The organism is Micromonospora sp. NBC_01655 (genome assembly GCF_026339755.1).
Taxonomy (GTDB): Bacteria; Actinomycetota; Actinomycetes; order Mycobacteriales; family Micromonosporaceae; genus Micromonospora.
Map to the genome: position 1 here is coordinate 1,304,615 of NZ_JAPEQF010000001.1, position 24,173 is coordinate 1,328,787.

The 24,173-nt window shown below is 75.0% G+C and carries 23 protein-coding genes; 18 read left to right on the forward strand and 5 right to left on the reverse strand.

All coding sequences use genetic code 11. The features are described 5' to 3' along the window. Positions 1-13: 13 nt before the first annotated feature. The 5 genes from OOK41_RS06195 (at position 14) to OOK41_RS06215 (ending at position 5,202) form a co-directional block, all read left to right on the forward strand. Entirely contained in the window at positions 14-988 is a 975-nt protein-coding gene (locus OOK41_RS06195; protein WP_266263268.1) for an alpha/beta fold hydrolase, read from the forward strand. A gap of 122 nt (positions 989-1,110) precedes the next feature. Then, positions 1,111-1,953, forward strand: a complete 843-nt coding sequence (locus OOK41_RS06200; protein ID WP_266263269.1) for a DUF3152 domain-containing protein — start codon at positions 1,111-1,113, stop codon at positions 1,951-1,953. Between the two features lie 185 nt (positions 1,954-2,138). Beyond that, positions 2,139-2,963, forward strand: a complete 825-nt coding sequence (locus tag OOK41_RS06205) for a DUF3152 domain-containing protein (protein ID WP_117665025.1) — start codon at positions 2,139-2,141, stop codon at positions 2,961-2,963. A 108-nt stretch (positions 2,964-3,071) separates the two neighbouring features. Beyond that, a complete protein-coding gene (gene moeZ / locus OOK41_RS06210) occupies positions 3,072-4,253 on the forward strand; it encodes an adenylyltransferase/sulfurtransferase MoeZ (RefSeq protein WP_266263270.1) in 1,182 nt (393 codons plus the stop codon). A gap of 127 nt (positions 4,254-4,380) precedes the next feature. Then, positions 4,381-5,202: a prenyltransferase/squalene oxidase repeat-containing protein gene (locus OOK41_RS06215; RefSeq protein WP_117665074.1), complete on the forward strand. Its 822-nt coding sequence runs from the start codon at positions 4,381-4,383 to the stop codon at positions 5,200-5,202. 15 nt (positions 5,203-5,217) lie between these two features. On the opposite strand, the gene OOK41_RS06220 is transcribed toward OOK41_RS06215, so the two are convergent. Together OOK41_RS06220 and proB are read right to left on the reverse strand one after the other, a co-directional pair. Continuing rightward, positions 5,218-6,462, reverse strand: coding sequence for a glutamate-5-semialdehyde dehydrogenase (locus OOK41_RS06220; protein WP_117665027.1), 1,245 nt, complete (start codon positions 6,460-6,462; stop codon positions 5,218-5,220). A 36-nt stretch (positions 6,463-6,498) separates the two neighbouring features. After that, complete coding sequence (proB, locus tag OOK41_RS06225) at positions 6,499-7,608, reverse strand: glutamate 5-kinase (protein ID WP_207892584.1); 1,110 nt, start codon at positions 7,606-7,608, stop codon at positions 6,499-6,501. Positions 7,609-7,693: 85 nt separating this feature from the next. Between proB and OOK41_RS06230 the strand changes: the two genes are divergently transcribed. The 5 genes from OOK41_RS06230 to OOK41_RS06250 all read left to right on the forward strand — a co-directional run bounded on the left by OOK41_RS06230 (position 7,694) and on the right by OOK41_RS06250 (position 13,757). Further along, positions 7,694-8,008 carry an MGMT family protein gene (locus tag OOK41_RS06230; protein ID WP_117665075.1) on the forward strand — a complete coding sequence of 105 codons (315 nt, stop codon included), beginning with the start codon at positions 7,694-7,696 and terminating at the stop codon, positions 8,006-8,008. 32 nt (positions 8,009-8,040) lie between these two features. Continuing rightward, positions 8,041-9,450 carry an MFS transporter gene (locus tag OOK41_RS06235; protein WP_266263272.1) on the forward strand — a complete coding sequence of 470 codons (1,410 nt, stop codon included), beginning with the start codon at positions 8,041-8,043 and terminating at the stop codon, positions 9,448-9,450. 27 nt (positions 9,451-9,477) lie between these two features. Beyond that, positions 9,478-11,010, forward strand: coding sequence for an aminotransferase class V-fold PLP-dependent enzyme (locus tag OOK41_RS06240; RefSeq protein WP_266263273.1), 1,533 nt, complete (start codon positions 9,478-9,480; stop codon positions 11,008-11,010). A 564-nt stretch (positions 11,011-11,574) separates the two neighbouring features. Next, a complete protein-coding gene (locus OOK41_RS06245; protein WP_117665031.1) occupies positions 11,575-12,159 on the forward strand; it encodes an NADH-quinone oxidoreductase subunit B in 585 nt (194 codons plus the stop codon). Between the two features lie 281 nt (positions 12,160-12,440). Then, the gene (locus OOK41_RS06250) at positions 12,441-13,757 is read left to right on the forward strand and encodes a DUF2252 domain-containing protein (RefSeq protein WP_266263276.1); all 1,317 of its coding nucleotides are present in this window, start codon (positions 12,441-12,443) and stop codon (positions 13,755-13,757) included. A 39-nt stretch (positions 13,758-13,796) separates the two neighbouring features. Here the strand turns inward: OOK41_RS06250 and OOK41_RS06255 are convergent, their stop codons facing one another. After that, a complete protein-coding gene (locus OOK41_RS06255) occupies positions 13,797-14,843 on the reverse strand; it encodes a glucose 1-dehydrogenase (RefSeq protein ID WP_207892585.1) in 1,047 nt (348 codons plus the stop codon). Positions 14,844-14,979: 136 nt separating this feature from the next. Here OOK41_RS06255 and OOK41_RS06260 point away from each other — a divergent pair, with 136 nt between their 5' ends. After that, on the forward strand, positions 14,980-15,741 hold the full coding sequence (locus tag OOK41_RS06260) for an NADH-quinone oxidoreductase subunit C (protein ID WP_266263277.1): 762 nt from the start codon (positions 14,980-14,982) through the stop codon (positions 15,739-15,741). Further along, positions 15,741-16,703 (forward strand): complex I subunit 1 family protein, encoded by a 963-nt coding sequence (locus OOK41_RS06265; RefSeq protein WP_266263279.1) that lies wholly within the window; start codon positions 15,741-15,743, stop codon positions 16,701-16,703. The genes OOK41_RS06260 and OOK41_RS06265 overlap by 1 nt, the downstream gene beginning before the upstream one ends. 115 nt (positions 16,704-16,818) lie before the next feature. Here the strand turns inward: OOK41_RS06265 and OOK41_RS06270 are convergent, their stop codons facing one another. Then, positions 16,819-17,856, reverse strand: coding sequence for a glutathione S-transferase family protein (locus OOK41_RS06270; protein WP_266263280.1), 1,038 nt, complete (start codon positions 17,854-17,856; stop codon positions 16,819-16,821). Between the two features lie 179 nt (positions 17,857-18,035). Here OOK41_RS06270 and OOK41_RS06275 point away from each other — a divergent pair, with 179 nt between their 5' ends. After that, a complete protein-coding gene (locus tag OOK41_RS06275; protein ID WP_117665037.1) occupies positions 18,036-18,458 on the forward strand; it encodes an ester cyclase in 423 nt (140 codons plus the stop codon). Here OOK41_RS06275 and OOK41_RS06280 read toward each other — a convergent pair. Next, positions 18,439-19,014, reverse strand: coding sequence for a Uma2 family endonuclease (locus tag OOK41_RS06280; protein WP_117665038.1), 576 nt, complete (start codon positions 19,012-19,014; stop codon positions 18,439-18,441). The genes OOK41_RS06275 and OOK41_RS06280 overlap by 20 nt on opposite strands. A gap of 185 nt (positions 19,015-19,199) precedes the next feature. On the opposite strand from OOK41_RS06280, the gene OOK41_RS06285 reads away from it, so the two are divergent. The 5 genes from OOK41_RS06285 to OOK41_RS06305 are packed head-to-tail and all read left to right on the forward strand — an operon-like array spanning position 19,200 to position 24,145. Further along, a complete protein-coding gene (locus OOK41_RS06285; protein ID WP_266263283.1) occupies positions 19,200-19,823 on the forward strand; it encodes an NADH-quinone oxidoreductase subunit I in 624 nt (207 codons plus the stop codon). Further along, positions 19,820-20,359, forward strand: coding sequence for an NADH-quinone oxidoreductase subunit J (locus tag OOK41_RS06290; RefSeq protein WP_117665040.1), 540 nt, complete (start codon positions 19,820-19,822; stop codon positions 20,357-20,359). The genes OOK41_RS06285 and OOK41_RS06290 overlap by 4 nt, the downstream gene beginning before the upstream one ends. Then, positions 20,356-20,739, forward strand: a complete 384-nt coding sequence (gene nuoK, locus OOK41_RS06295; RefSeq protein ID WP_117665041.1) for an NADH-quinone oxidoreductase subunit NuoK — start codon at positions 20,356-20,358, stop codon at positions 20,737-20,739. Before OOK41_RS06290 ends, nuoK begins: the two co-directional genes overlap by 4 nt. Further along, positions 20,736-22,643, forward strand: a complete 1,908-nt coding sequence (locus OOK41_RS06300; protein ID WP_266263284.1) for an NADH-quinone oxidoreductase subunit L — start codon at positions 20,736-20,738, stop codon at positions 22,641-22,643. Before nuoK ends, OOK41_RS06300 begins: the two co-directional genes overlap by 4 nt. Next, positions 22,640-24,145, forward strand: a complete 1,506-nt coding sequence (locus tag OOK41_RS06305) for a NuoM family protein (protein ID WP_117665043.1) — start codon at positions 22,640-22,642, stop codon at positions 24,143-24,145. Before OOK41_RS06300 ends, OOK41_RS06305 begins: the two co-directional genes overlap by 4 nt. Positions 24,146-24,173: the final 28 nt, after the last annotated feature.

Sequence of the window (24,173 nt, forward strand, 5' to 3'; positions counted from 1 at the left end):
GCAGACTTGAGCCATGAGACGAGCCACCCTCGGGCCGGACCACCTGCTACCCGGGCCCGAGGCTCCGCCGCCGTGGCCCGGCCGGGAGGTACGCCTCGACAGCTCGGTCACCTACGTCCGGGACACCCCGGCCACCGCGCCCGGCGCGGAGCCGGCGCTCTACGTGCACGGCCTCGGCGGTTCGTCGCAGAACTGGACGGACCTGGCCGGGCTGCTCGCCGACCGCCTCGACGGCCAGGCCGTCGACCTGCCCGGGTTCGGGCTCAGCGAGCCGGGGCACCGGTACACGGTCCGCAGCTTCGCCGACCGGGTGGTCCGGCTGATCGAGCACGCCGGGCGGGGGCCGGTGCACCTGCTCGGCAACTCGCTGGGCGGGACGATCTCGGTGCGGGTCGCGGCGCTGCGCCCCGATCTGGTGCGCACCCTGACGCTGATCTCCCCGGCGCTGCCGTTCCTCGACTTCCGCCGGTCGTTGCAGGGCCGGATGCTGCCGGTGCTGGCCATCCCCCGGGGGGAACGCCTCGTCGGCTGGCAGTTGGCCCGGGTGGCCCCCGAGGTGATGGCGCAGCAGGTGATGGAGTCCTGTGTGGCCGACCTGACCCGGATCAGCGAGCAGCGCCGGCGCGAGGCGCTGGAGGAGATCCGGACGCGCTACCACGCCGAGCACCACGCCGCCGCGTACGTGCGCACCTTCCGGGGGCTGGTCTCCAGCTTCCTGCGCTCGTACCTGCGCGGGTCGGAGTCGCTGTGGCGGATGGCCGCCGCGGTGTCCGCGCCGACGCTGGTGATCGGCGGCACCCATGACCGGCTGGTCGACGTGCGGGTGGCGCCGCAGGCCGCCCGGGTGATCCCGGACAGCCGGCTGCTGATGCTCGACGGGGTGGGGCACGTGGCCCAGATGGAGGTGCCCCGCACGGTGGCCCGGGCGGTGCTCGGGCTCCTCGCCGAAACGGAGGACGCGGCGGCCCGCCACGACATGGCAGGCTGACCGGGATGCCCCGATTCCCCTCCCGCCGGGCCCCTCGCACGGGCCCCCCGGCGGCTCCCCTCGCGCGCCCCGCCCGCCGCCGGTGGCGGACCGTTCTCCCGCTGGTCACGCTCGCCGTGTGCGTGCTGGCCGCGGTGGCCGTGCTGGCCGTCCGACCCCCGGCCGGCGAGGTGCGGCGGTCGCCGGCCGGGGTGGCGGAGGCGGCGCTGGACCAGCCCGCGCCGCTCCTGGCGTCCGCCCCGGCCGGTCCGGCCGCCCTGGCCGATCCCGCCGGCCCGACCGGCCCTGCCGTCGCGGCTCCCGGGTCGGTGTCCCCCCACCCGGCCGTGCCGGCCCCCGGCGGGTCCGCGTCGGCGGTGCTGCGGCTGCCCGGCCCGGTGCCCTCGACCGGCCGGGGCGGCTTCCGGTACGACGACCGGGCCGGCGAGGTGTTCGGCACGTCCGGTCGGCTGCGCCGCTACCGGGTGGCGGTGGAGCCGGAGACGGGCGAGGACGTGCGGGCGTTCGGCACGGCGGTGCAGGAGGCGCTGGCCGGGCCGGGGAGCTGGGTGGACGGCGGCCGGCTGCGATTGCAGCGGGTGCCGGGCGGGGCCGGGCACGACTTCACGGTCTACCTGGCCACGGCGCGCACCGCGGGCCGGATGTGCGCGGCCGGCGGTGTCGACATCCGGGTGGGCGGCCGGCCGTACACCTCCTGCCGGGCTCCCGGGAAGGTGATCATCAACCTGGACCGGTGGCGGAGTTCGGTGCCGCACTTCGTGTCGGCCGGCGTGCCGCTGGCGGTCTATCGGACGTACGTGGTGAACCACGAGGTCGGGCACCAGCTCGGGCACCACCACGAGCGCTGCCCGAAGCCGGGCCGGCCCGCGCCGGTGATGATGCAGCAGACCCTGTTCCTGCGGGGGTGCGTGGCCAACCCGTGGCCCTACCTGGACGGCCGCCGGTACTCCGGCCCGTCGCTCTGACCCGGGCGGCGACCCGGTCCGGTGGCCGGGCGGGCGAGGGGCCGGCGTCCGGGCCACCCGCGAACGGTGACCGGACCGGCGCGGGGCCGGTTCCGGATGGCGGGCTGGATGGGCAATGCGAAGGCTTTTTGCGGTAGCTGAGGCAAAGGCGCGGAAATGCCCGTTTGGTCTGGCAGGCTGGGGCCGTGACTTCGGCGTCCCCTTCCGTCCCGTCCCGCCCCGCCGGTCCGCGTCCCGGCAGGGCCGGGCAGCGGGCGCGGCGACCCCGCCCGCGTACCCTGCTCGGTGGCCTCGCCGGGCTGGTGGCGCTCGTCGCGGCGGCAACCCTGGTGCTCGGCGGCCCGCCGACGGCCGGCCCCGGCGGGAGCTGGGTCGTGCCCGGCGGGGGCCCGGTCGGCCGGGTCGTGCCGACCGGCCCGGCCGCGGCGACCGGCTGGCCGAGCAGCGGCCCCGGCCGGTTCACCCCGGCGGCGGGCGAGAGCCCGGTCCGGGGCGCGGACGGCCCGGTGCGCCACTACCGGGTGCTCGTCGAGCAGGGCACCGACCAGGACGCGGACGCCTTCGCGGCCACCGTCGACGAGGTGCTCGGCGACCCGCGGAGCTGGATCGCCTCCGGGGAACTGCGGGTGCAGCGGGTGGCCGCGGCGGCCGACGCCGACTTCACCGTCTACCTGGCCACCCCGGTCACCTCCGAGCGGCTGTGCGCGCTCGGCGGGCTGAGCACCGAGCGGTACACCTCCTGCCGGCTCCCCGGCCAGGTGATCATCAACCTGGCCCGCTGGATGACGGCGGTCCCGGACTACGGGGCACCGCTGGACGTGTACCGGACGTACGTGGTCAACCACGAGGTCGGGCACGAGTTCGGCGAGCTGCACGAGGCCTGCCCGGGGCCCGGCGAGCCCGCGCCGGTCATGCAGCAGCAGACGTACGGCCTGGACGGCTGCCTGGCCAACCCCTGGCCCTACCTCGACGGTGCCCGGTACGCCGGGGAGCTGATCCCGGGCGTCTGAGATATTCCCGCTCCCGCATGTCGGGCGACGTGGCCCTGCTCATGGCCGAACCCCGCCGCGGCGAGCAACAATGGCGCGGTTCCCACCGCCGATCCCGGGGAGTCCACCGTGTCGTTGCCCCCGCTCGTCGAGCCCGCCGCCGAGCTGACCGTTGACGAGATCCGTCGCTACTCCCGCCATCTGATCATCCCAGACGTCGGGGTCGAGGGGCAGAAGCGGCTGAAGAACGCCCGGGTGCTCTGCGTGGGCGCCGGCGGCCTCGGCTCGCCGGCCCTGCTGTACCTGGCCGCCGCAGGCGTCGGCACGCTCGGCATCATCGACTTCGACACCGTCGACGAGTCGAACCTCCAGCGGCAGATCATCCACGGGGTCTCCGACGTCGGCCGGTCCAAGGCCGAGTCCGCCGCCGCGTCGGTTCGCGAGATCAACCCGCTGGTCAACATCGAGATCCACAACACCGCGCTGGACCGGGACAACGTCCGCGAGATCTTCTCCGGCTACGACCTGATCGTCGACGGCACCGACAACTTCGCCACCCGGTACATGGTCAACGACGCGGCGGTGCTGCTCGGCAAGCCGTACGTCTGGGGGTCGATCTACCGGTTCGACGGCCAGGCGTCGGTGTTCTGGGCCGAGCACGGTCCCTGCTACCGCTGCCTCTACCCGGAGCCCCCGCCGCCCGGCATGGTCCCCTCCTGCGCCGAGGGCGGCGTGCTCGGCGTGCTCTGCGCGTCGATCGGCTCGATCCAGGTCAACGAGGCGATCAAGCTGCTCGCCGGCATCGGGGAGCCGCTGGTCGGCCGGCTGATGGTCTACGACGCCCTGGAGATGGAGTACCGCAAGATCAAGGTTCGGAAGGACCCGAACTGCGTGCTCTGCGGCGAGAACCCGACGGTCACCGACCTGCTGGAGGACTACGAGGACTTCTGCGGCGCGGTCTCCGAGGAGGCCCAGGAGGCGGTCGTCGACGCGACCATCACCGCCGCCGAGCTCAAGGAGTGGCAGGACACCGGCAAGGACGTCTTCCTGGTCGACGTCCGCGAGCCCGCCGAGTACGAGATCGTCCGGATCCCCGGGTCGACCCTGATCCCCAAGGGCGAGATCATCTCCGGCGAGGCGCTGGCGAAGCTGCCCCAGGACAGGCAGATCGTGCTGCACTGCAAGTCCGGCGTCCGGTCCGCCGAGGCGCTCGCCGCGCTCAAGGCGGCCGGCTTCCGCGACGCGGTGCACGTCCAGGGCGGCGTGCTGTCCTGGATCAAGCAGATCGATCCGTCCCTCCCCGCGTACTGAGCCGAAAGGAAGGGCCCCTTCTCCACCGAGGTGTGGAGAAGGGGCCCTTCTTCGCACCTGCTCGCCCAGCTGTCGCTCGGCCGACCATCCGAGGCGTGATCGCGTTTGCGCCGGTAGCGTGGCTGCCGTGGTCGACTTGGACGCCGCGATCGGCTTCGTGGTGGCGCACGGTGACGCGGTGGACCGCGCCCGGCTCTCCTGGCTGCGCGCCGGCGCCGCGCCCGCGCCGGAGCTGCTCGACAGCGCCGAGGTCGGCCAGACCCCGGAGGGCGGCTGGCCGGCGGTCTGGGGCGGCGACGTCGCCTCGGTCGACGCCACCTGCTTCCGCCTCGCGGAGCTGGACGACCTGGGCGCCCTCGGCCGTCCCGCCGCCCGCCGGGCGCTGGACTGGCTGGCCACCCGCCAGCAGGCCGACGGCTGCTGGGAGGAGGCCCCCGCGTTGGCGGACGCCGCCCCGGCGTGGGCCCGGCCGGGCGACCCCGAGGCCCGCCTCTACCTGACCGCCAACGCCGCCTTCTGGCTGACCGTGGCCGGCCTGGACGCCCGCGCCGCCGGCCCGCTCGACCACCGGGTCGGCGGCGCGTACGCCGGGGTGGTGCACGCCGCCGCCCAGGCGCTCGTCGTCGAGCTGAAGCCGGACGGCACCTGGCCGTCGTACCTGGCCGTCGGTTGGCTGAGCGCGGCGGTGTTCCACCGGCAGGAGCTGTTCTACGAGTCGGCCCGGATCCAGGTGGTGCTGGCCGACCGGATGCCGCGGATATCCCCGGCCAACGCCGCGTGGCTGGCCGCCGCCCTGCGCCGGGTCGGCGTCGACGAGCAGCACTGGACCCTGGTCGCGGCGCGCCGCCGGCTGGCCGAGACCCAGCGCAGCGACGGCGGCTGGGAGAGCGACGACGGCCACCAGTTCGACGTGCACACCACGCTGGCCGCCATCCGCGCCTGCCGCTGACCCGCCGTTGCCCGCCTACCCGCGCAGGTGGCCGTCGCCGGTGACGACGTACTTGGTGCTGGTCAGCTCGGGCAGGCCCATTGGGCCCCGGGCGTGCAGCTTCTGCGTCGAGATGCCGATCTCCGCGCCGAAGCCGAACTCGCCGCCGTCGGTGAACCGGGTCGAGGCGTTCACCATCACCGCCGCCGAGTCCACCCGGGCCACGAACTCCCGGGCCGCCGACTGGGAGTCCGTGACGATCGCCTCCGTGTGGCCGCTGCCGTACCGGCGGATGTGCGCGACCGCCGCGTCCAGCGAGTCGACGACGGCGACCGAGATGTCGGCCGACAGGTACTCGGTGGCGTAGTCGTCCTCGGTGGCCGGCACCACCGCGGCGGAGTGCGCGGCGACCTCGGGGGAGCCGTGCACGGTCACCCCGGCCTCGGCGAACGCGGCCAGCACGGCCGGCAGGAAGGCGTCCGCGACGGCGGCGTGCACCAGCAGCGACTCGGCGGTGTTGCAGGTGGACAGCCGCTGGGTCTTGGCGTTCAGGGTGATCGCCACGGCCTTGGCCAGGTCGGCGGCGGCGTCGACGTACACGTGGCAGTTGCCCACCCCGGTCTCGATCACCGGCACCGTCGACTCCTCGACCACGGTGCGGATCAGCGACGCGCCGCCGCGCGGGATCAGCACGTCGACCAGGCCCCGGGCGCGCATCAGCTCCTTGACCGAGTCGCGGCTGGAGGCGTCGAGCAGTTGCACCGCGTCCGCCGGCAGGCCGGCCCCGGCGACCGCGTCGCGCAGCACCGCGACCAGGGCGGCGTTCGACCGCGCCGCCGAGGAGGAGCCACGCAGCAGCGCCGCGTTGCCGGACTTCAGGCAGATCCCGGCGGCGTCCACGGTCACGTTCGGGCGGGCCTCGTAGATGATCCCCACCACCCCGAACGGCACCCGGACCTGGCGCAGCTCCAGGCCGTTGGGCAGGGTCGAGCCGCGGACCACCTCGCCCACCGGATCGGGCAGCGCGGCCATCTCGCGCAGCGCGTCGGCGATGCCGGCCACCCGGCCCGCGTCGAGGGCGAGCCGGTCCAGCACCGCCGCGCTCAGCCCGGCCGCGCGCCCGGCCGCCAGGTCCGCCGCGTTCGCGGTCAGGATCTCGGGGGTACGCGCCACCAGCGCGTCGGCCATCGCGGCCAGCGCGCCGTCCTTGACCGTACGGGTGGCGACGGCCAGCGCCTCCGCCGCGTCCCGGGCCCGCCGGGCCTGCTCGTCGACGCTCATCCTGCACTCCTCACGGTGTTGGGAAGGGTCCCCTGGCTACAGCAGCACCAGGTCGTCGCGGTGGACGACCTCACGTTCGTACGCCGGGCCGAGCGCCGCGGCCAACTCGCCGGTGGAGCGGCCGAGCAGGCCGGGCAGCTCGACGGCGTCGTAGTTGACCAGCCCCCGGGCGACCGGGGCGCCCCCGGTGTCGACCAGGTCGACCGGGTCGCCCGCGGTGAACGCCCCGTCGACGGCCGTGATCCCGGCCGGCAGCAGCGACTTGCGCCGGCCCACCACGGCCGCGACCGCGCCCTCGTCCAGGTGCAGCCGGCCGCGCGGGCTGGTGGCGTGGGCCAGCCAGAACAGCCGGGCGGCGGGCCGCCGCCGCCCGGCGTGGAACAGGGTGCCGACCTCCTCGCCGGCCAGCGCCCCGGTGGCCAGCGGCGCGGCGGTGAGCACCACGGGGATGCCGAAGCCGGTGGCGATCCGGGCCGCCTCGACCTTGGTGACCATGCCGCCGGTGCCGACCCCGGCCCGGCCAACCCCGCCGACCTGTACGCCGGCCAGGTCCCGCTCGTCGCGGACCTCGGTGATCCGGGTCGACTCCGGCCGGGCCGGGTCGCCGGTCCACAGCGCGTCGACGTCGGAGAGGAGGACCAGCAGCTCGGCGTGGACCAGCGCGGCGACCAGGGCGGCCAGCCGGTCGTTGTCGCCGAACCGGATCTCCTCGGTGGCCACCGTGTCGTTCTCGTTGACGATCGGCACGGCCCGCAGGTCGAGCAGCTTGCGCAGGGTCCGGTACGCGTTGCGGTAGTGCGCCCGCCGGGTCACGTCGTCGACGGTGAGCAGCACCTGCCCGACGGTCAGGCCGTGCCGGGCGAAACCGGCCGCGTACCGGCCGATCAGCAGGCCCTGGCCGACGCTGGCGGCGGCCTGCTGGGTGGCCAGGTCGCGCGGGCGCCGGGTGAGCCCGAGCGGGGCGAGCCCGGCGGCGATCGCGCCGGAGGAGACCAGCACCACCTCGCGGCCGGCGGCGGTGAGCGCGGCGAGGGTGTCGACCAGCGCGTCGACCCGGGCGTCGTCGAGGCCGCCGGACGCCGTGGTCAGCGAGGACGAGCCGATCTTGACGACGACCCGCCGGGCCGAGGTGACTGCTTCGCGCACCCGCCCATTCTGCGTGGTCGGTCCCGTGCCCCCGGCCGCGGTTCCCATACTCTGGCCGGTCGGGACAGGCTGGGGGGTGGCGGACGTGACACCTGAGGAGTACGTCGAGGCGGTGCTGGAACTGGTCGAGCGCATCCCGCCGGGCCGGGTGATGTCGTACGGCGCGGTCGCCGACGCGCTCGCCGAGCGCTCGGGACGGGCGTCGGCGCGGCTGGTCGGGTCGATCATGGCCCGGCACGGGGGCGGGGTGCCGTGGCACCGGGTGGTCAACTCGACCGGCCGGCTGCCGCCCGGCCACGAGGTCGAGGCGCGGGCCCGGCTGCGCGCCGAGGGTGCCCCGCTGCGCCCGTCGGGCGTCGACGTGGCGGCGGCGAGCTGGTCGCCGGAAGAGGGGATGTGACCCCGGCCATAACGTGAGTAACATTCGGCGTCATGACGCTGCCGCCGGTCGGACCCGGTACGCCGCCCGGCGGGCTGCCCCGTCGGGTACACCTCGGCTACGCCCTGGGTTCGCTGGCCACCGGGGCCTTCGGCACGGTGCCCGGGCTGTTGCTGCTGCCGTACCTGACCGACACCCTGGGCGTCGCCGCCGGAGTGGCCGCCCTGCTGGTGCTCCTGCCGAAGGCGTGGGACGTGCTGGTCAACCCGGTCGTCGGCCGGATCTCCGACCGGACCAGGTCGCGCTGGGGGGCCCGCCGGCCGTACCTGCTGCTCGGCGGGCTCGCCCTCGCCGCGCTGTTCGCCGCGATCTTCGCCGCCCCGTTCGGCTCCGGCCCGGCCGCCGCCGGGTACGTCGCCGTCGCCTTCCTGGCCACCGCGACGGCGTTCGCCTTCTTCCAGGTCCCGTACGTGGCGATGCCGGCCGAGCTGACCGCCGACTACGCGGAACGTACCCGGCTGATGAGCTGGCGGATCGCGGTGCTGGCGGTGGCCATCCTGGTCTCCGGCGCGGTGGCCCCGGCCGTGGTGGCCGCCGGCGGGGACGGCGTCCCCGGGCACCGCTGGATGGGCCTGTTCGTCGCCGCGCTGATCGTGCTCGGCGCGGTCGGGGCGTTCCTCGGCACCCGGGGCGCGCCCACCGGCACGGCCGGCGAGAGCGAGCCGACCCTGCGCGCCCAGCTCGCCGTCGCCGGCCGCAACCGGCCGTTCCGGGCGTTGCTGGTCTGCTTCGTGATCCAGTCCGCCGGGGTGGCCACCATCCTGGCCGGGGTCAGCTACTTCGCCGACCAGGTGCTGCGCGACCCGGACACCGGCCCGACCGTGCTGTTCGCCTGCTTCGTCGGGCCAGCGCTGCTGGTGATGCCGGTGTGGACCCGGGTCGGCGCCCGGGTCGGCAAGCGGGCCGCCCTGGTCGCCGCGTCGGTGCTGCTGGCGGGCGGCGCGGTCATCCTGGTCGCCGCGCCGGCGCTGCCGGCCGTCGCGGTCTACCTGGTGGTCGCCGTGATCGGCGTCGGGTACGCCGGCCAGCAGGTCTTCGCGCTGGCCATGCTGCCCGACTGCATCGCGTACGACACCGCGCGTACCGGCCGGCGGCAGGCCGGCGTGTTCACCGGCCTCTGGACGGCGGGCGAGACTTTCGGCCTAGCCCTCGGACCGGGCATCTACGGCCTGGTCCTCCAGCTCAGCGGCTACGTCTCGTCCGACACCGGCGCGGCGGCGGCCCAGTCCGACACCGCCCGCCTCGGCGTCCTGCTCGGCTTCACGATCCTGCCGGCCCTCCTGGTGGCCCCGCCCCTGCTCCTGCTCCGCCACTACACCCTCACCCCGGCCGACCTGACCGCCGCCGTCCCCCACCACCGCTCCGCCGATCATGGAGTTGTGCTGGGGGAGCAAAGCCGCTGACCGCCACGAGAAGGGCACCACTACTCCATGATCGACGACCAGGACACCGGCCGGGCGCTGCCGGAGCGCGGGGTGCCGGCCGACCGGGTGCTCCGGGAGCTGCGGGGGCTGCGCGAGGGGGACCGGCCGACGCACGGGGGGCGGCTGTTCGCGTACGTGTACGACCCCGCCGTGCCCGGGCTGGACGAGCTTGCCGCCGCCGCCCACGCCGGCAGCGCGCACGTCAACGGGCTCGACCCGACCGCCTTCCCGTCCCTGCTGGCGATGGAGAACGCGCTGGTCGGGGCGGCGGCCCGGCTGCTCGGCGGCGGCCCCGGCACGACCGCCCCGGACGTCGTCGGCAGCGTCACCAGCGGCGGCACCGAGTCGCTGATCCTCGCCGTCAAGGCGGCCCGGGACGCCCGGCCCGACGTCGCCGCGCCCCGGATCGCGGTGCCGGTGACCGCGCACGCGGCGTTCGCCAAGGCGGCCCGCTACCTGCGGGTGGCCCTCGACCCGGTGCCCGTCGACCCGGCCACGCTGCGCCCGTCGGCCGCCGACGTCGCCGCCGCGATCCGCCCCGACACCGTGCTGGTGGCCTGCTCCGCCCCCTCGTACGCGCACGGCGTCGTCGACCCGGTCGCCGAGATCGCCGGGGTGGCCGCCACGGCCGGGGTGCGGTGCCACGTGGACGCCTGCTTCGGCGGCTGGACCCTGCCCTGGCTGCGCCGGCTGGGCGCCCCGGTGCCGCCGTTCGACTTCGCCGTCGACGGGGTCACCTCGATCTCGGTCGACCTGCACAAGTACGCCTACGCCCCAAAGGGCGTCTCGGTGCTGCTGCACCGCGACCCGGGGCTGCGCGCCCCGCAGTACTTCGCGTACGCCGACTGGCCCGGGTACACCATGGTCAACCCGGTGATCGCCTCCACCCGCTCCGGCGGCCCGATCGCCGCCGCGTACGCCACCCTGCGCCACCTCGGCGAGGACGGCTACCTGCGGCTGGCCGCCGCGACCCGGGACGCGGTGGCCGGGCTCGCCGACGCGGTGCGGGGCACCGACGGGCTCCGGCTGATGGCCGAGCCCGAGTCGACGGTGGTCTGCTTCACCTCGGCCGACCCGGGGCTGGACCTGTTCGTGCTGGTGGACGAGCTGACCGTGCGCGGCTGGCACACCCAGCCCCAGCTCGCGTACGGCGAACTGCCGGCGAGCGTGCACCTCACGGTGACCGCCTCGGTGGCCCCCCGGGTGGCGGAGTTCGGCCCGGACCTGGCCGACGCGGTAGCGGCGGCCCGGGCCGCCGGACCGGTCGAGCTGCCCGCCGAACTGACCGCGCTCGCCGCGACCCTGACCCCGGACGCGCTGACCCCGGAGCTGGTCGCCGGCCTGGCCGCCGGGCTCGGCCTCGGCGGCCCGGTTTCGGGCGGCCCTGGCGTTCCCGGCGGTGACCGTGGAGCGGGCGCGGGCGGGGCGGTTCCGGACCGGACGGCCATGGTCAACGCGCTGCTGAACGCCGCGCCGCCGGCCCTGCGGGAGCGCCTGCTGGTCGAGTTCGTCGGGCTGCTGCAACGTCCGACGTACTGAGCCGAACCGGGGGTGCGACCGTCGGCCGCACCCCCGGCCCGCTCACCGGAACCTGATCGTCACCTCGTTGTTGTCGGGCTCGGGCTCCAGCAGGTGGTGCAGTCCCGGCCCGAGCGGGCGGACGTCCAACCGGGCCGTGCCGGCCGGCAGGGTGACGCCCTCGGGCAGCCGTACCCCGAGCTCCAGCAGTACCTGCCCGCGCGGGCCGATCCGGCCGAGCTGGCAGGTGAGCGGGTTTGTAAGCGTCCGGCTTCCCGGCGCAGGCCGACCAGCCGCACGCCGGTCGACGGGCAGTCCGACCCGGCCCGCCGGGCGGGCAGCGTGACCGGCGTGGCGAGCAGTTCGGCCCGGCTGATCCGGCCGTCCGGGGCCGTCCGGGCGGGGCTGGGACCGGTCGTGGTCGGCGCCGGGGCGGGGCTGTCCGGTGTCGGGCCGGCGACAGGCTGCCCCCGGCCCGGCGGTCCACGGCCAGCGGCCGGCTCGCTCGCGCGCCGTGGCGTCGGAGCGACCGGTCGGCCGGGGCGGCGGCTGTGGTTGACTGGCGCAGGAAGAGAGGGGGCGGTCGTGCAACTGCCGGCAGTGCTGGGAGAGCCGATCCGGTTCGTGCTGAACTGGGGCCGCCGCTACTCGCTCTGGGTGTTCAACTTCGGCCTCGCCTGCTGCGCGATCGAGTTCATCGCCACCAGCATGGGCCGGCACGACTTCATGCGGCTCGGGGTGATCCCGTTCGCCCACGGCCCGCGCCAGGCCGACCTGATGGTGGTCTCCGGCACGGTCACCGACAAGATGGCCCCGGCGATCAAGCGGCTCTACGACCAGATGCCCGAGCCGAAGTACGTCATCTCGTTCGGCGCCTGCTCCAACTGCGGCGGCCCGTACTGGGACTCGTACTCGGTGACCAAGGGCGTCGACCAGCTCATCCCGGTCGACGTCTACGTGCCCGGCTGCCCGCCCCGCCCCGAGGCGCTGCTGCACGGCATCCTGCGCCTCCAGGAGAAGATCGCCGCCGAGCAGTCCGGCATCGGCGGTGTCCCCCGCCCCGACTTGCTCGCCTCGCCGGCCGACGCCGCCGCCCCACCGGCCGGCGGGCAGCCGCCACGCTCGGTGGACTCGCTGACAGCGCCACCGGTCCGCCCGCCGGCCGGCTAGGGCCTGTATCGACATCCGCCGTCGTGGTGCGGTAGCTGCGGGGCGGGACTTCACGATCGTCTGCTGATTTTGGAGAACTCGCCCGGCGTGTCGTCTCACAAATCAGCAAACGATCACGCCACGACACGTCAGCGCTGATCTACCTCGTCACCCTTCAGGTGGAGGCCGCCGCGGAACTGGCTGAGGGGGTCCCGCCCGTCAGGCTGGCCGAACGCTTCACCGGCTGGGCCCGCCCCCGCGGGTAGGCCGCCTCGTGGCGGCCGGGGGCTAGCCTGCGGTCCATGACCCAGTCCGCGGACCAGCGTTCCGCCTTCATCGTCGACGTGCTCACCGAGGAGTTCGGCGCGTCGATCACGCTCGACCCGGCGGCGTTCCGCCGCAAGTTCCGCAAGATGGCCGCCTCACCGTTCGCCTTCTACCGGGGCAGCGCCTCGCTCTTCTACGCCGACCAGCGCGGCGACTTCGCCGACGACGCCTTCCTGGACGAACGCACCAGCCGGGTGTGGATCCACGGCGACCTGCATGCGGAGAACTTCGGCACCTACATGAACGCCTCCGGGCAACTCGTGTTCAACGTCAACGACTTCGACGAGGCGTACGTCGGGCCGTTCTCCTGGGACCTGAGGCGTCTCGCCGCCAGCGTGGCCCTGCTCGGGTACGCCAAGGCGCTCTCCGACCGGGCGATCAGCGACCTGGTCACCGGCTTCGCCCGGTCGTACCTGACCGAGCTGGGGGCGATCGCCGCCGGTGGGGACGACGCGATCGGCTCGATCACCCTGGACAACGCCGACGGGGTGCTGCGCCGGGTGCTCCAGCAGGCCCGGCTCAACACCCGGGTCGACCTGCTCGCCGCGCAGACCACCATCGACAACTACGAGCGCCGGTTCTCCCTCGGCGACGGGGTCTTCGAGATCGACGGCGACACCCGGGACAGGGTCTGCGCCGCCTTCCAGGACTACCTGGGCACCCTGCCCGAGTCCTCGGCCCGGCTGCGCCCGGTCGCCGCACACATCAAGGACGTGGTGCTGCGCAAGGGGGTGGGCATCGGCTCGGCCGGGCTGCCGTCGTACAACCTGCTGCTGGAGGGGCACACCCAGGCGCTGGAGAACGACGTGGTCATCTACATGAAGCAGGCCCAGGTGCCGGCGGTGGCCCGGCACATCGACGACGAGCGGGTGCGCTCCTACTTCCGGCACCAGGGGCACCGGACGGCGGAGTCGCAGCGGGCGCTCCAGGCACACGCCGACCCGTGGGTGGGCTACACCGAGCTGGACGGGGCCGGTCAGCTCGTCGCCGAGGTCTCCCCGTACGCGGCCGACCTGGACTGGGCGGACGTCAACGAGCCGGAGGAACTGGCCGGGGTGCTGGCCGACCTGGGCCGGGCGGTGGCCCGGATGCACTCGGTGGCCGACGACGAGTCCAGCCACGACCTGGTCGACTACTCCACCGAGGAGGCCATCGTCGCCGCGGTGGACGCCGATTCCGACGGGTTCGTCACGGGGCTGGTGGAGTTCGCCCACGCGTACGGGCTGCGGGCCCGCGAGGACCACCAGCTCTTCGTCGACCTGTTCCGCAACGGCCGCCTGCCCGGCGTCTGACCGGCCGTGCCACCTCGCCTGCCCCGGCCGGTCGCCCGGTCAGGCGGTGAAGTCCAGCACCACCTTGATGTCGTCGGGGGTGGGGGTGTACGCCTCGGTGTACGCCTCCACCGGCACCCGGCGGGTGATCAGCGAATCCAGCCAGGACCGGTCGGCCCGGGCGAGGGCCTCGGCGGCCAGGTCCCAGTGCCGGCGGTTGGCGTTCACCGAGCCGAACACCACGTTGTTCTCCAGCACCAGTTCCCGGTTGAGCGCCCCGGCGTCGAAGTCGATGCGCCGGCCGCCGCTGGACACCCCGGTCAGGCAGACGATCCCGGTCGGTCCGGCCTTGCACATCGCGTCCAGCACGACCACCGGCGCTCCGGTGCACTCGACGATCACGTCCGGGTCGAAGTCGAGCTGCGCCACCGGCTCCGTGTGGTACGTCGCGCCGAGCGCCCGCACCAGGTCCGGCTTCGGCCCGGTGGTGGCCCGGTCGAGCACGTGCACGGAGAACCCGCGCTGGGTGGCCAGCAGCGCCGCCAGCAGGCCGATCGGCCCGGCCCCGGTGACCAGCACCGTCTGCGGCTGCCACTCGGCGCGGGCGCCGACCCGTTCGATGTGGTCCCACGCCTTGGCCACCACGCTGACCGGCTCCAGCAGCACGCCGACCGGGGCGAGGGCCGGGTCCAGGCCGACCGCGAATTTCGGCTGCACCCGCCACCGGTCCCGGGCGAAGCCGGGCAGCGCCTTGATCCCGTGCTCGGTGTACTCGCCGTTGCGGCACATGTCCCACTCGCCGACCGCGCAGTTGGCGCAGGGCACCGGGTCCGGGTGCCGGACGACGCCGGCCACCAGGTCGCCGGGTTGCAGCGTGCCGGTCGGGTCCTCCAGCACCCGGCCCAGCGACTCGTGGCCGAGCACCAGGGTCGACGCGCCGGGCGGGGCCTCGCCGTAGTCCCCGGCGACGATCTCGTGGTCGGTGCCGCAGATCCCCACCGCGAGCGCCTCGACCAGGATCGCGCCCTCCTCGGCGGGCGGCTCGGGATGGTCGTGCGCCAGGCGCAGCGAGTTCGGGACCCCGGGGTTGACAGTCACGGCGCGCACGACCCTCATCCTTCCCTGCCGGGCCGGCCGCCGTCGGCCAAAGCGGCCATCCGGTCGGCCGGGCCGCCCTGCGCCGGGGACCCGGAGCCGGGGCGGGCCACCGCGTGCGGCCGGCGTCGGCCATAGGATCAGCGGCATGACTCCGGAAGAGGTCGGCCAGCGGCTGGTGGCGCTGCTCGCCCCCGTCGAGGCCATCGCGTCGGTCTCCGGCGGCCAGGCGTACGCCCGGGCCACCGTCGACGTACCCCCGGCGAGCTGGCGGGACGCGCTGGCCGCCGCCCGGGACGACGCGGACCTGGCCTGCGACTTCTTCGACTGGCTCTCCGCCGTCGACCAGCTCGCCGACGGCTGCGAGGTGGTGGCCCACCTCTGGTCGACCGGCCACCGGCACGGCCTGTTGCTGCGCACCCGGGTCCCGTGGGACGAGCCGCAGGTGGCCTCGGTCGTCGACCTCTACCCGGGCGCGGCCTGGCACGAGCGGGAGACGTACGAGATGTTCGGCGTCGACTTCCCCGGGCACGGCGAGCTGAGGCCGCTGCTGCTGCCGCCGGAGTTCGAGGGGCACCCGCTGCGTAAGGAGTTCGTCCTCGCCTCCCGGGTGGCCAAGCCCTGGCCGGGCGCGAAGGAACCCGGCGAGTCCGAGGCCGGCGGCGGCCGGCGCCCGGTCCGCCCGCCGGGCGTACCGGCCCCGGGGGAGTGGGGGACGACGCCGACGCCCGCCGGCGCGGCCGGGGCCGGCGAGGGCCCGCGCGGCGGCCCGCCCGCCCGGCCGGCCCGGGAACGCCCGGCGCGTCCCGCCCCCGCCGAGCGCCCCACCACGGCCGAGCCACCGGGCCACCCGGGTTCGGGTTCGGGTGCGGCGGGCGACGACGCCGGCGGGAACGGAGGTACGGCCTGATGCCCGACTGGTTGGAGGCCGTCCTGCGGGTGGTCGGCGTGCTGGCCGCCTTCCTCATCCTGCCGCTGGTGGTCGGGCAGGCCGAGCACAAGGTGATGGCGCACATGCAGGGCCGGCTCGGCCCGATGTACGCGGGTGGCTTCCACGGCTGGGCCCAACTCGTCGCCGACGGGGTCAAGTTCGTGCAGAAGGAGGACGTCACCCCGCGCGAGGCGGACCGGGCGGTGTTCCGGCTGGCCCCGATGGTGGCCCTGGTGCCGTACCTGCTCGCCCTGCTGGTGATCCCGCTCGGCCCCGGCGACCTGGTCGGGCAGCCGCTGGACATCGGCCTGTTCTTCGTGCTGGCCGTGGTCGGGGTGGGCGTGCTGGCGGTGCTGATGTCGGCGTGGGCGTCGGCCAACAAGTACAGCCTGCTCGGCGGGCTGCGCGGGGCGGCCCAGCTACTCGGCTACGAGCTGCCGCTGGTGCTGGCCGCCGCGTCGGTGGCCATGGCGGCCGGCACGCTGAGCCTGCCCGGGATCGTCGAGGCGTGGCGGCCCTGGTGGCTGCTCTGGCAGGCGCCCGCGATGATCATCTTCTTCGTCGCCGGGCTGGCCGAGATCCGGCGGCCCCCGTTCGACATGCCGGTCGCCGACTCCGAGCTGGTCTTCGGGTACATGACGGAGTACACGGGCCTGCGCTTCGCGTTCTTCCTGCTCGCCGAGTACGTCGGCATCGTGGTGATCGCGGCGCTGACCACTGTGCTGTTCCTCGGCGGCTGGCAGGGCCCGTTCGCCGACGAGCAGCTCGGCTGGCTGTGGACGCTGCTCAAGGTCTTCGCCGTCGCGTTCGTGATCATCTGGCTCCGGGTGGCGTACCCCCGGCTGCGCGAGGACCAGCTCCAGCGCCTGTGCTGGCTGGTCCTGGTCCCCGCCGCGCTGGCCCAGCTCGTCCTGACAGCCACCGTCCGCGTCACCCTCTAACCCCACCCCCGCACCCCGCCCCCGCGATCTTGCGGTTGCGGCCCCGGCACAAGGTGCGAAAGGTGCATCGCGGGGGCCGAAGTGCAAGATCGCGGGGGACAGCGGAGGTGGTTGGTCAGCGCAGCGGGGTGTGGGGTGGGGCGACTCGCTCGGCGGGCGGTGGGGGCGGGGGCGGGGTGCCGTCGCCGAAGGGCCGGCCGCCGAGTTGCTCGCGGCCGTGCGGAGTGAGCCAGTTGGACAGGTCGGGGCCGAGCGGAACGATCCCGGTCGGGTTGATGTCCCGGTGCACCTCGTAGTAGTGCCGCTTGATGTGGTCGAAGTCGATCGTGTCGCCGAACCCGGGCGTGGCGAACAGGTCCCGGGCGTACGCCCACAGCACCGGCAGTTCGGTGAGCTTCTGCCGGTTGCACTTGAAGTGGCCGTGGTAGACCGGGTCGAACCGGACCAGCGTGGTGAACAGCCGCACGTCCGCCTCGGTGATCGCGTCGCCGACCAGGTACCGCTGCCCGGCCAGCCGCTCGCTCAGCCAGTCCAGCCGGTCGAACAGCCGGTGGTACGCCCTTTCGTAAGCCCCCTGGCTGCCGGCGAAGCCGCACCGGTACACGCCGTTGTTGACGTCGGCGAAGACCGCCGCGTTGACCTCGTCGATCTCGTCGCGCAGCCGCTCCGGGTACAGCTCCGGCGCGCCCTCGCGGTGGTACGCAGTCCACTCGGTCGACAGGTCCAGGCTCATCTGGGCGTAGTCGTTGGTGACCACCTGCCCGCTCGGTACGTCCACGAGCGCCGGCACGGTGATGCCCCGCTCGTACCCGGGGAACCGGGCGAAGTACGCCTCGGCCAGCCGCTCGATGCCGAGCACCGGGTCCCGTCCGCCCGGGTCCAGGTCGAACGTCCAGCTCCGGGCGTCGTGGGTGGGCCCCGCGACGGCCATCGAGATGGCGTCCTCCAGGCCCAGCAGCCGGCGCACGATGATCAACCGGTTGGCCCAGGGACAGGCGCGGCTGACCGCGAGCCGGTACCGGCCCGGCTCGACCAGCCAGCCGTCCCGCCCGTCCGCGGTGATCCGGGTGGCGATGTACCGCTGGTCGCGGGTGAACTCCCCGCCGGGCTCGACGTACTTCCCGCCGGTCGTCGTGCCTGTTTCGCCGCCCACGTCGCCCCCTCGGGTCCGCCTGCCGTCTCCGTCCCATCTTGGCCGATCTTCCGCCGGTTGGCAGGCCCAGTGGTTCCCATCCGCGCCGAGCGCCACGCCCGGCCACTCCTGCCAGCCACCGGACGGGGTGGCGGCCGGCGTGGGCCGGCCGTGGACGGCGCGGTGGCTAGGCTTCGCCGGTGAACGACGTGGAGACGGCGGCCCGGCGGTTCGTCGCCGACGTGTGGAACGCCCGGCGCGAGGAGTCGGTGTACGAGCTGGTCGCGGACGGGTGCCCGGGGCTGGGCGGGACCGGGCCGGCGGCGGCCCTGGCCTGGCACCGGGATCGGCGGGCGGCCTTCCCCGACCTGCGCTACAAGATCGTGGACGTGGTGGCGTCCGACGCCCGGGTGGCCGTGCACTGGCGGGCCGCCGGCACCCAGGCCGGGGCGTTCGGGCCGGTGCCGGCCACCGGGCAGGTGGTCAGCTTCTCCGGGGCGACGTTCCTGCGCTTCGACCCGGCGGGGCGGATCGTCGACGTGTGGCACTGCACCGAGCTGTTCCAGCTCCTCCAGCAGCTCGGCGTCGAGGTGCTTCCGCCGGTCACAGGTGCCGGGGCGTGATCCGGCTGACCGGCAGGTTGACCGGGAACGGCTCGCCGGTGTCCACGAACTTCGTCCAGCGTCCGGTCTCGGTGTAGACCTCGTCCACCGGGTCGATCCTGTGCGTGTGGACGGCCAGCCCGTCGTCCTCCACCTCGATCCGCCAGAAGTACGGGATGCCGGCCTGCGCGTAGAGGGCGGGCTTGAGCACCCGGTCGATGGAACGGGTGCTGGGGGAGACGATCTCGACCGCGAGCACGACCTCGTGTGCCTCGTACCGCGACGGCTGGCGCCGCGCCGCGACCGACGTGGTGACCAGCACGTCCGGGATGAAGGAACGGGTGCGGTTGATGCGCACCTCGACGCCCTGGGTGACGTCGTAGTCGTCGGGGCAGTCCTCTTCGAGCGCGACGCCGAGCCGCATGGCGATGGTCTGGTGCACGCGGGTGGGGGAGGGGGACACGAGGAGCACTCCATCGAGCAGTTCGCGGCGGCGACCGTCCTCGGGCAGCGCGTCGAGGTCGTCGGTCGTCCACCCGCCCTCGGGCGGCTGGTCGCTCTGCAGCGCGGCGGTCATGGGAAAGGTCCTTCCCGGTGCGTCGTTCTCCCCGCCGCCACCGTACCAACGCAATGCGCCGGGTCGTGGTCGCGCGCGCCGGGGGCACAGGGCAGGATGGGCGGCATGAGCGAGCGGAGCGAGCGGGTCGGCCAGCTCGGCGGGAGGGTGCCGCACGGCGTCGGCGGGCGAACCGGGGTGGCGGCGTGAGCGAGCGGAGCGTGCCTGGCGAGGGGCTGGCGAAGGGGCTGGCCGTCACGCTGAAGACGATGACCCGTCGCTCGACCACCCAGCAGTACCCGGACGTGGCCCCCGAGCTGCCGCCCCGGTCCCGGGGTGTGATCGCCCTGCTGGCCGAGAACTGCACCGTCTGCATGCTCTGCGCCCGCGAGTGCCCCGACTGGTGCATCTACATCGACTCGCACAAGGAGGAGGTGGCGGTGCCCGGCGCCGCCCGTCCCCGCCAGCGCAACGTGCTCGACAAGTTCGACATCGACTTCTCGCTCTGCATGTACTGCGGCATCTGCGTCGAGGTCTGCCCGTTCGACGCGCTCTACTGGTCGCCCGAGTTCGAGTACGCCGAGTACGACATCAAGGACCTACTGCACGACAAGGACCACCTCGGCGAGTGGATGGGCACCGTGCCGCCGCCGCCGGCGCACGACCGCAACGGTGAGCCGGCGAAGGAGGAGACCACCGCCGCGCGCAAGGCCGCCGCCCCGGCCGGCCCCGCCGCCCGGCCGGCCGCCACGCGGGTACGCCCCAAACCCGATGCCGCCAAACCCGATGCCGCCAAACCCGGTGCCGCCGAGCCGGGGGCCGCCTCGTGACCGGTGTGGACGTGCTGCTGCTCGCCCTCGGCGCGGTGGCGGTCGGCGCGGGGGCGCTGGTGGTGACCACCCGGCACCTCGTCCGGGCCGGGCTCTACCTGGTGGTCTGCCTGGGCGCCCTGGCCGGCGTCTACCTGGTGCTCACCGCCGAGCTGGTGGCCTGGGTGCAGGTGCTGATCTACGTGGGCGCCGTGGTGGTGCTGCTGCTGTTCGCGGTGATGCTGACCCGCGCCCCGATCGGCGCGTCCGACGACCTGGACCGGCCCGGCTGGCCGGCCGCCCTGATCGGCGGCGGCGCCGGCCTCGGGCTGGCCGCCCTGCTGGTCGACGCGTTCCGCTGGACGCGGGTCGACCTGCCCGAGCCGGGCACCGCCGAGCGCCTCGGCGAACAGGTGTTCCGCTCCTGGGTACTGCCGTTCGAGGTGCTCTCCGTGCTGTTGCTGGCCGCCCTGGTCGGCGCGATCGTGCTCTCCCGCCCCGACATCGGCCGCCCGGCGGCCGACCGCCCGGCGCCCGCACCGGGGAGCCGCCGGTGAGACCGGTCATCCCCTACGTCACCGCCGCCCTGCTGTTCGGCCTGGGTGGGTACGGCGTGCTGCGCCGCCGCAACGCCGTGTTGGTGCTGATGGCGGTGGAGCTGATGCTCAACGCGGTCAACCTGGTCCTGGTCACCGCCGACACCACCGTCCGGGCGCAGCTCCCGCACGCCGGCCAGGTCTTCGCCCTCTTCGTGATCGTCCTGGCCGCCGCCGAGATCGGCGTGGGGCTGGCGATCGTGCTCCAGCTCTACCGGCTGCGGGCCAGCGTCGCCGTCGACGAGGTGCCGCTGACCGAGCCACCGCTGACCGAGCCGCCGGCCGGGGCGGGCACGACGGCGACCTCGGCGGGCACGACGGCCGGCGAGGTGACCCGGTGACCGGCCTGCTCGGCGCGCTGCTGCCGGCCGTACCGCTGGTGGCGGGCCTGGTCGGGCTGCTGCTGCCGCCCTCGCCGCGCGGCGCGGCCACCGGGGAGGACCCGGCCCGGCGGGCGGCGATCGGCCTGGGCGTGGCCGGGGCGGCCGGGGCGCTGCTGATCGCGGTCGTCCTGCTGGTCCGGGTCGGCCCGCCGGTGCAGACCTCGACCACCTGGGTCGACCTGGGCGGGCTGCGGGTCACCCTCGGGGTCCGGCTCGACGGTGCCGCCGCCCTGGTCGCGGTCGCCGTCGCGGCGGTGGCCCTCGCGGTGCAGGTCTACTCGGTCGGCTACCTCAGGCGGGGCCCGCACGACGACGTCGAGGTCGACCACCGCTATCCGCCGTACGCGGCGCAGATCAGCCTCTTCACCGCCGCGATGCTGCTGGTGGTGGTCGCCGGTGACCTGATCATGCTGCTGGTCGGCTGGGAGGTGATGGGCCTCTGCTCGTACCTGCTCATCGCCCACGACCGCCGGCTGCCCGAGGCGCCGGCCGCCGCGATGAAGGCGTTCCTGGTCACCCGGGTCGGCGACGTCGGGTTCCTGCTCGGCATCGCCCTGCTCGGCGTCTCGGCGGGCAGCTTCCGGATCGCCGACGTGCTCGCCCACGACCACTCCACCGGCACGCTCACCGCCGCCTGCCTGCTGCTGCTGGCCGGGGTGGCCGGCAAGAGCGCCCAGTTCCCGCTGCACACCTGGCTGCCCGACGCGATGGCCGGCCCGACCCCGGTCTCCGCGCTGATCCACGCCGCCACCATGGTCGCCGCCGGCGTGTACGCGGTCACCCGGCTCTACCCGTTGTTCGAGCGGGCCCCGGCGGCGCTCGCCGTGCTCGGGGTGATGGCTGCGGTCACCCTGCTGCTCGGCGCGCTCGCGGCCACCGCCCAGGACGACCTCAAGCGGGTGCTCGCCTGGTCGACGGTCTCCCAGATCGGGTACATGACGGGAGCGCTCGCCGTCGGCTCGCCCACCGCCGCACTGTTTCACCTGCTCAGCCACGCCGCGTTCAAGGCGCTGCTGTTCCTCGCCGCGGGCGCGGTGATCCACGCCGTCGGCACCACGCTGATGTCCCGGATGGGCGGGCTGCGGGCCACCATGCCGGTGACCTTCTGGTGCACGGTGGTCGGCCTCGGCGCGCTGGCCGGCGTCCCCCCGCTGTCCGGCTTCTGGAGCAAGGACGGCGTGCTCGCCGCCGCCGAGGCCGCCGCGCTGGACGGGGCCGGCCCGGCCCCCGCCTGGGTGGGCTGGCTGGTCTGGCTGGCCGGGCTGGCCGGCGTCGCCGTCACCGCCTGGTACGCCACCCGGCTGCTGCTGCGCACGTTCCTCGGCGAGACCCGGATGCCGCTGGTCCACCCGCACGACCCGCCCGCGCTGATGCGCTGGCCGGTGCTGCTGCTCGCCGTCCCGGCCGCCCTGCTCGGGCTGGCCGCGTTCCTGCCGCCGTTCGCCGACCGGCTCGCCGTGCCCGACGGGGACCTGGCCCACCTCGGCCCGGCCCTGCTGCTGCCGCTGGCCCTGCTGGCCGTCGGCGCGGGGCTGGCCTGGGCCGGCTGGCGGCGGGACCGGACCGCCGACCCGGCCCGCGTGCTGGGCCCGCTGGGGCCGCTGTCCGCCGCCGGCTTCCGGCTCGACGACGTCCAGCACGCCCTCGTCGTACGCCCGGTGGGCGCCCTGGCCCGGGCCGCCCGCGCGGGCGACGAACTGGTGGTCGACGGTGCGGTGGAGGGCACCGCCCGGGGCGCTCGCGACCTCGGCGGGGCGTTGGCCGGGCTGCACCGCGCCGCGCTGCCCCGGGCGGCGGCGGGGGTGCTGGCCGGCGCGCTGCTGATCGGGCTGGCCGCCGTGCTGATCGGAGGGGCCGCATGACGTTTGGACAGGTCCTGCTCGTCGCGGCGCTGGCCGTGCCGGCGGTCGGCGCGGCCGTGGTCGCCGCCGTCCCCGGGGACCGGGCGGCCCGCCTGGCCGGCACGGCGGCGGCCGGGCTGACCCTGCTCGCCACGGTGTGGCTGGTGGCCGGCGACCACCTGTGGACCGGCTACGGGCCGGCACCGGCCGTGCGGCCCTGGCACCAGCTCGACCTGCCCTGGGTGCCCGGCCTCGACCTGCGTTTCCACCTGGGCGTGGACGGCATCTCGTACCCCCTGGTGGTGCTGACCGCGCTGCTCACCCTGCTCTGCTGCGCGTACACGGTGTGGAAGGTGCCCGCCGGCGGCGGCAGCGGCCGGGCCCTCGTGGCGCTGCTGCTGGTGGTCGAGGTCGGCATCCTCGGCACCTTCCTCGCCCTCGACCTGGTGCTGTTCTTCTGCTTCTTCGAGGTCGTCCTGCTTCCGATGTACGCGGTCATCGCCGGCTGGGGCGGCCCGGACCGGCGGCGGGCGGCCCGCAAGTTCGCCCTCTACACGCTGCTCGGCTCGGTGCTGCTGCTGGTCGGCGTGTACGTCGTGGTGGCCGCCGCCGGCACCGCCGACCTCGTCGCGCTGACCGGCGGGGCCGGGCTTCCCCGGGGCACCCAGCTCGCCGCGTTCACCCTGCTGGGGCTGGCGTTCGCGGTGAAGAGCCCGCTCTGGCCGCTGCACTCCTGGCTGCCCGACGCGCACACCCAGGCGCCCACCGTCGGCAGCGTCGTGCTCGCCGGGGTGCTGCTCAAGATGGGCACGTACGGGCTGGTCCGGGTCGCCGTCGGGGTGGCGCCGGAGGGGGCCCGCTGGGCCGCCCCGGTGCTCGGGGTGCTCGCCGTCGCGGCGATCCTGATCGGCTCCCTGGTCTGCCTCGCCCAGGGCGAGCTGAAGCGGCTGATCGCGTACTCCAGCGTCGGGCACATGGGGTTCGTGCTGCTCGGGGTGGCCACCCTGACCGCCACCGGCATCCAGGCCGCGCTGATCGGCAACATCGCGCACGGGGTGATCACCGGACTGCTCTTCTTCCTGGCCGGGGCGGTCAAGGACAGGTCGGGCACCGGGGCCCTCGCGGAGCTGTCCGGGCTGCGGGAGACCGCGCCCCGGCTCGCCGGGCTGCTCGGCTTCGCCGCCGTCGCCTCGCTGGGCCTGCCCGGCCTGGCCGGGTTCTGGGGCGAGGCGTTCGCCGTGGTCGCCGCGATCCAGCGGGGCGGGGTGTTCTGGACCGTCCTGGGCGTGCTGGCGGCGGTCGGCGGCGCACTGACGGCCGCGTACCTCCTGCGGCTGCTGCGCCGGGTCACCCACGGCCGGCCCAGCCCGGCGGTCGGCCGGGTCGGCCCCGGCCTCGCCGCCGCCGAGCTGACCGCGTGGGCCCCGCTGGTGCTGCTCGCCCTCGCCGTCGGCCTGGCCCCCACCCTGGTCCTCGGCGTCGCCGCCGACCCGGTGGCCGCCCTGGTGGCGGTGCTCCCATGAGCCCCATGGCGGAAGTCGCGAACGAGAG

Bases quoted from the DNA above. Each gene is read 5' to 3' on its own strand.
- OOK41_RS06260 (WP_266263277.1), top strand. From the start codon at position 14,980: ATGACTCCGGAAGAGGTCGGCCAGCGGCTGGTGGCGCTGCTCGCCCCC.
- OOK41_RS06235 (WP_266263272.1), top strand. From the start codon at position 8,041: ATGACGCTGCCGCCGGTCGGACCCGGTACGCCGCCCGGCGGGCTGCCC.
- OOK41_RS06195 (WP_266263268.1), top strand. From the start codon at position 14: ATGAGACGAGCCACCCTCGGGCCGGACCACCTGCTACCCGGGCCCGAG.
- OOK41_RS06280 (WP_117665038.1), bottom strand. From the start codon at position 19,014: ATGACCGCCGCGCTGCAGAGCGACCAGCCGCCCGAGGGCGGGTGGACG.
- OOK41_RS06240 (WP_266263273.1), top strand. From the start codon at position 9,478: ATGATCGACGACCAGGACACCGGCCGGGCGCTGCCGGAGCGCGGGGTG.
- OOK41_RS06250 (WP_266263276.1), top strand. From the start codon at position 12,441: ATGACCCAGTCCGCGGACCAGCGTTCCGCCTTCATCGTCGACGTGCTC.
- OOK41_RS06220 (WP_117665027.1), bottom strand. From the start codon at position 6,462: ATGAGCGTCGACGAGCAGGCCCGGCGGGCCCGGGACGCGGCGGAGGCG.
- OOK41_RS06305 (WP_117665043.1), top strand. From the start codon at position 22,640: ATGACGTTTGGACAGGTCCTGCTCGTCGCGGCGCTGGCCGTGCCGGCG.
- OOK41_RS06265 (WP_266263279.1), top strand. From the start codon at position 15,741: ATGCCCGACTGGTTGGAGGCCGTCCTGCGGGTGGTCGGCGTGCTGGCC.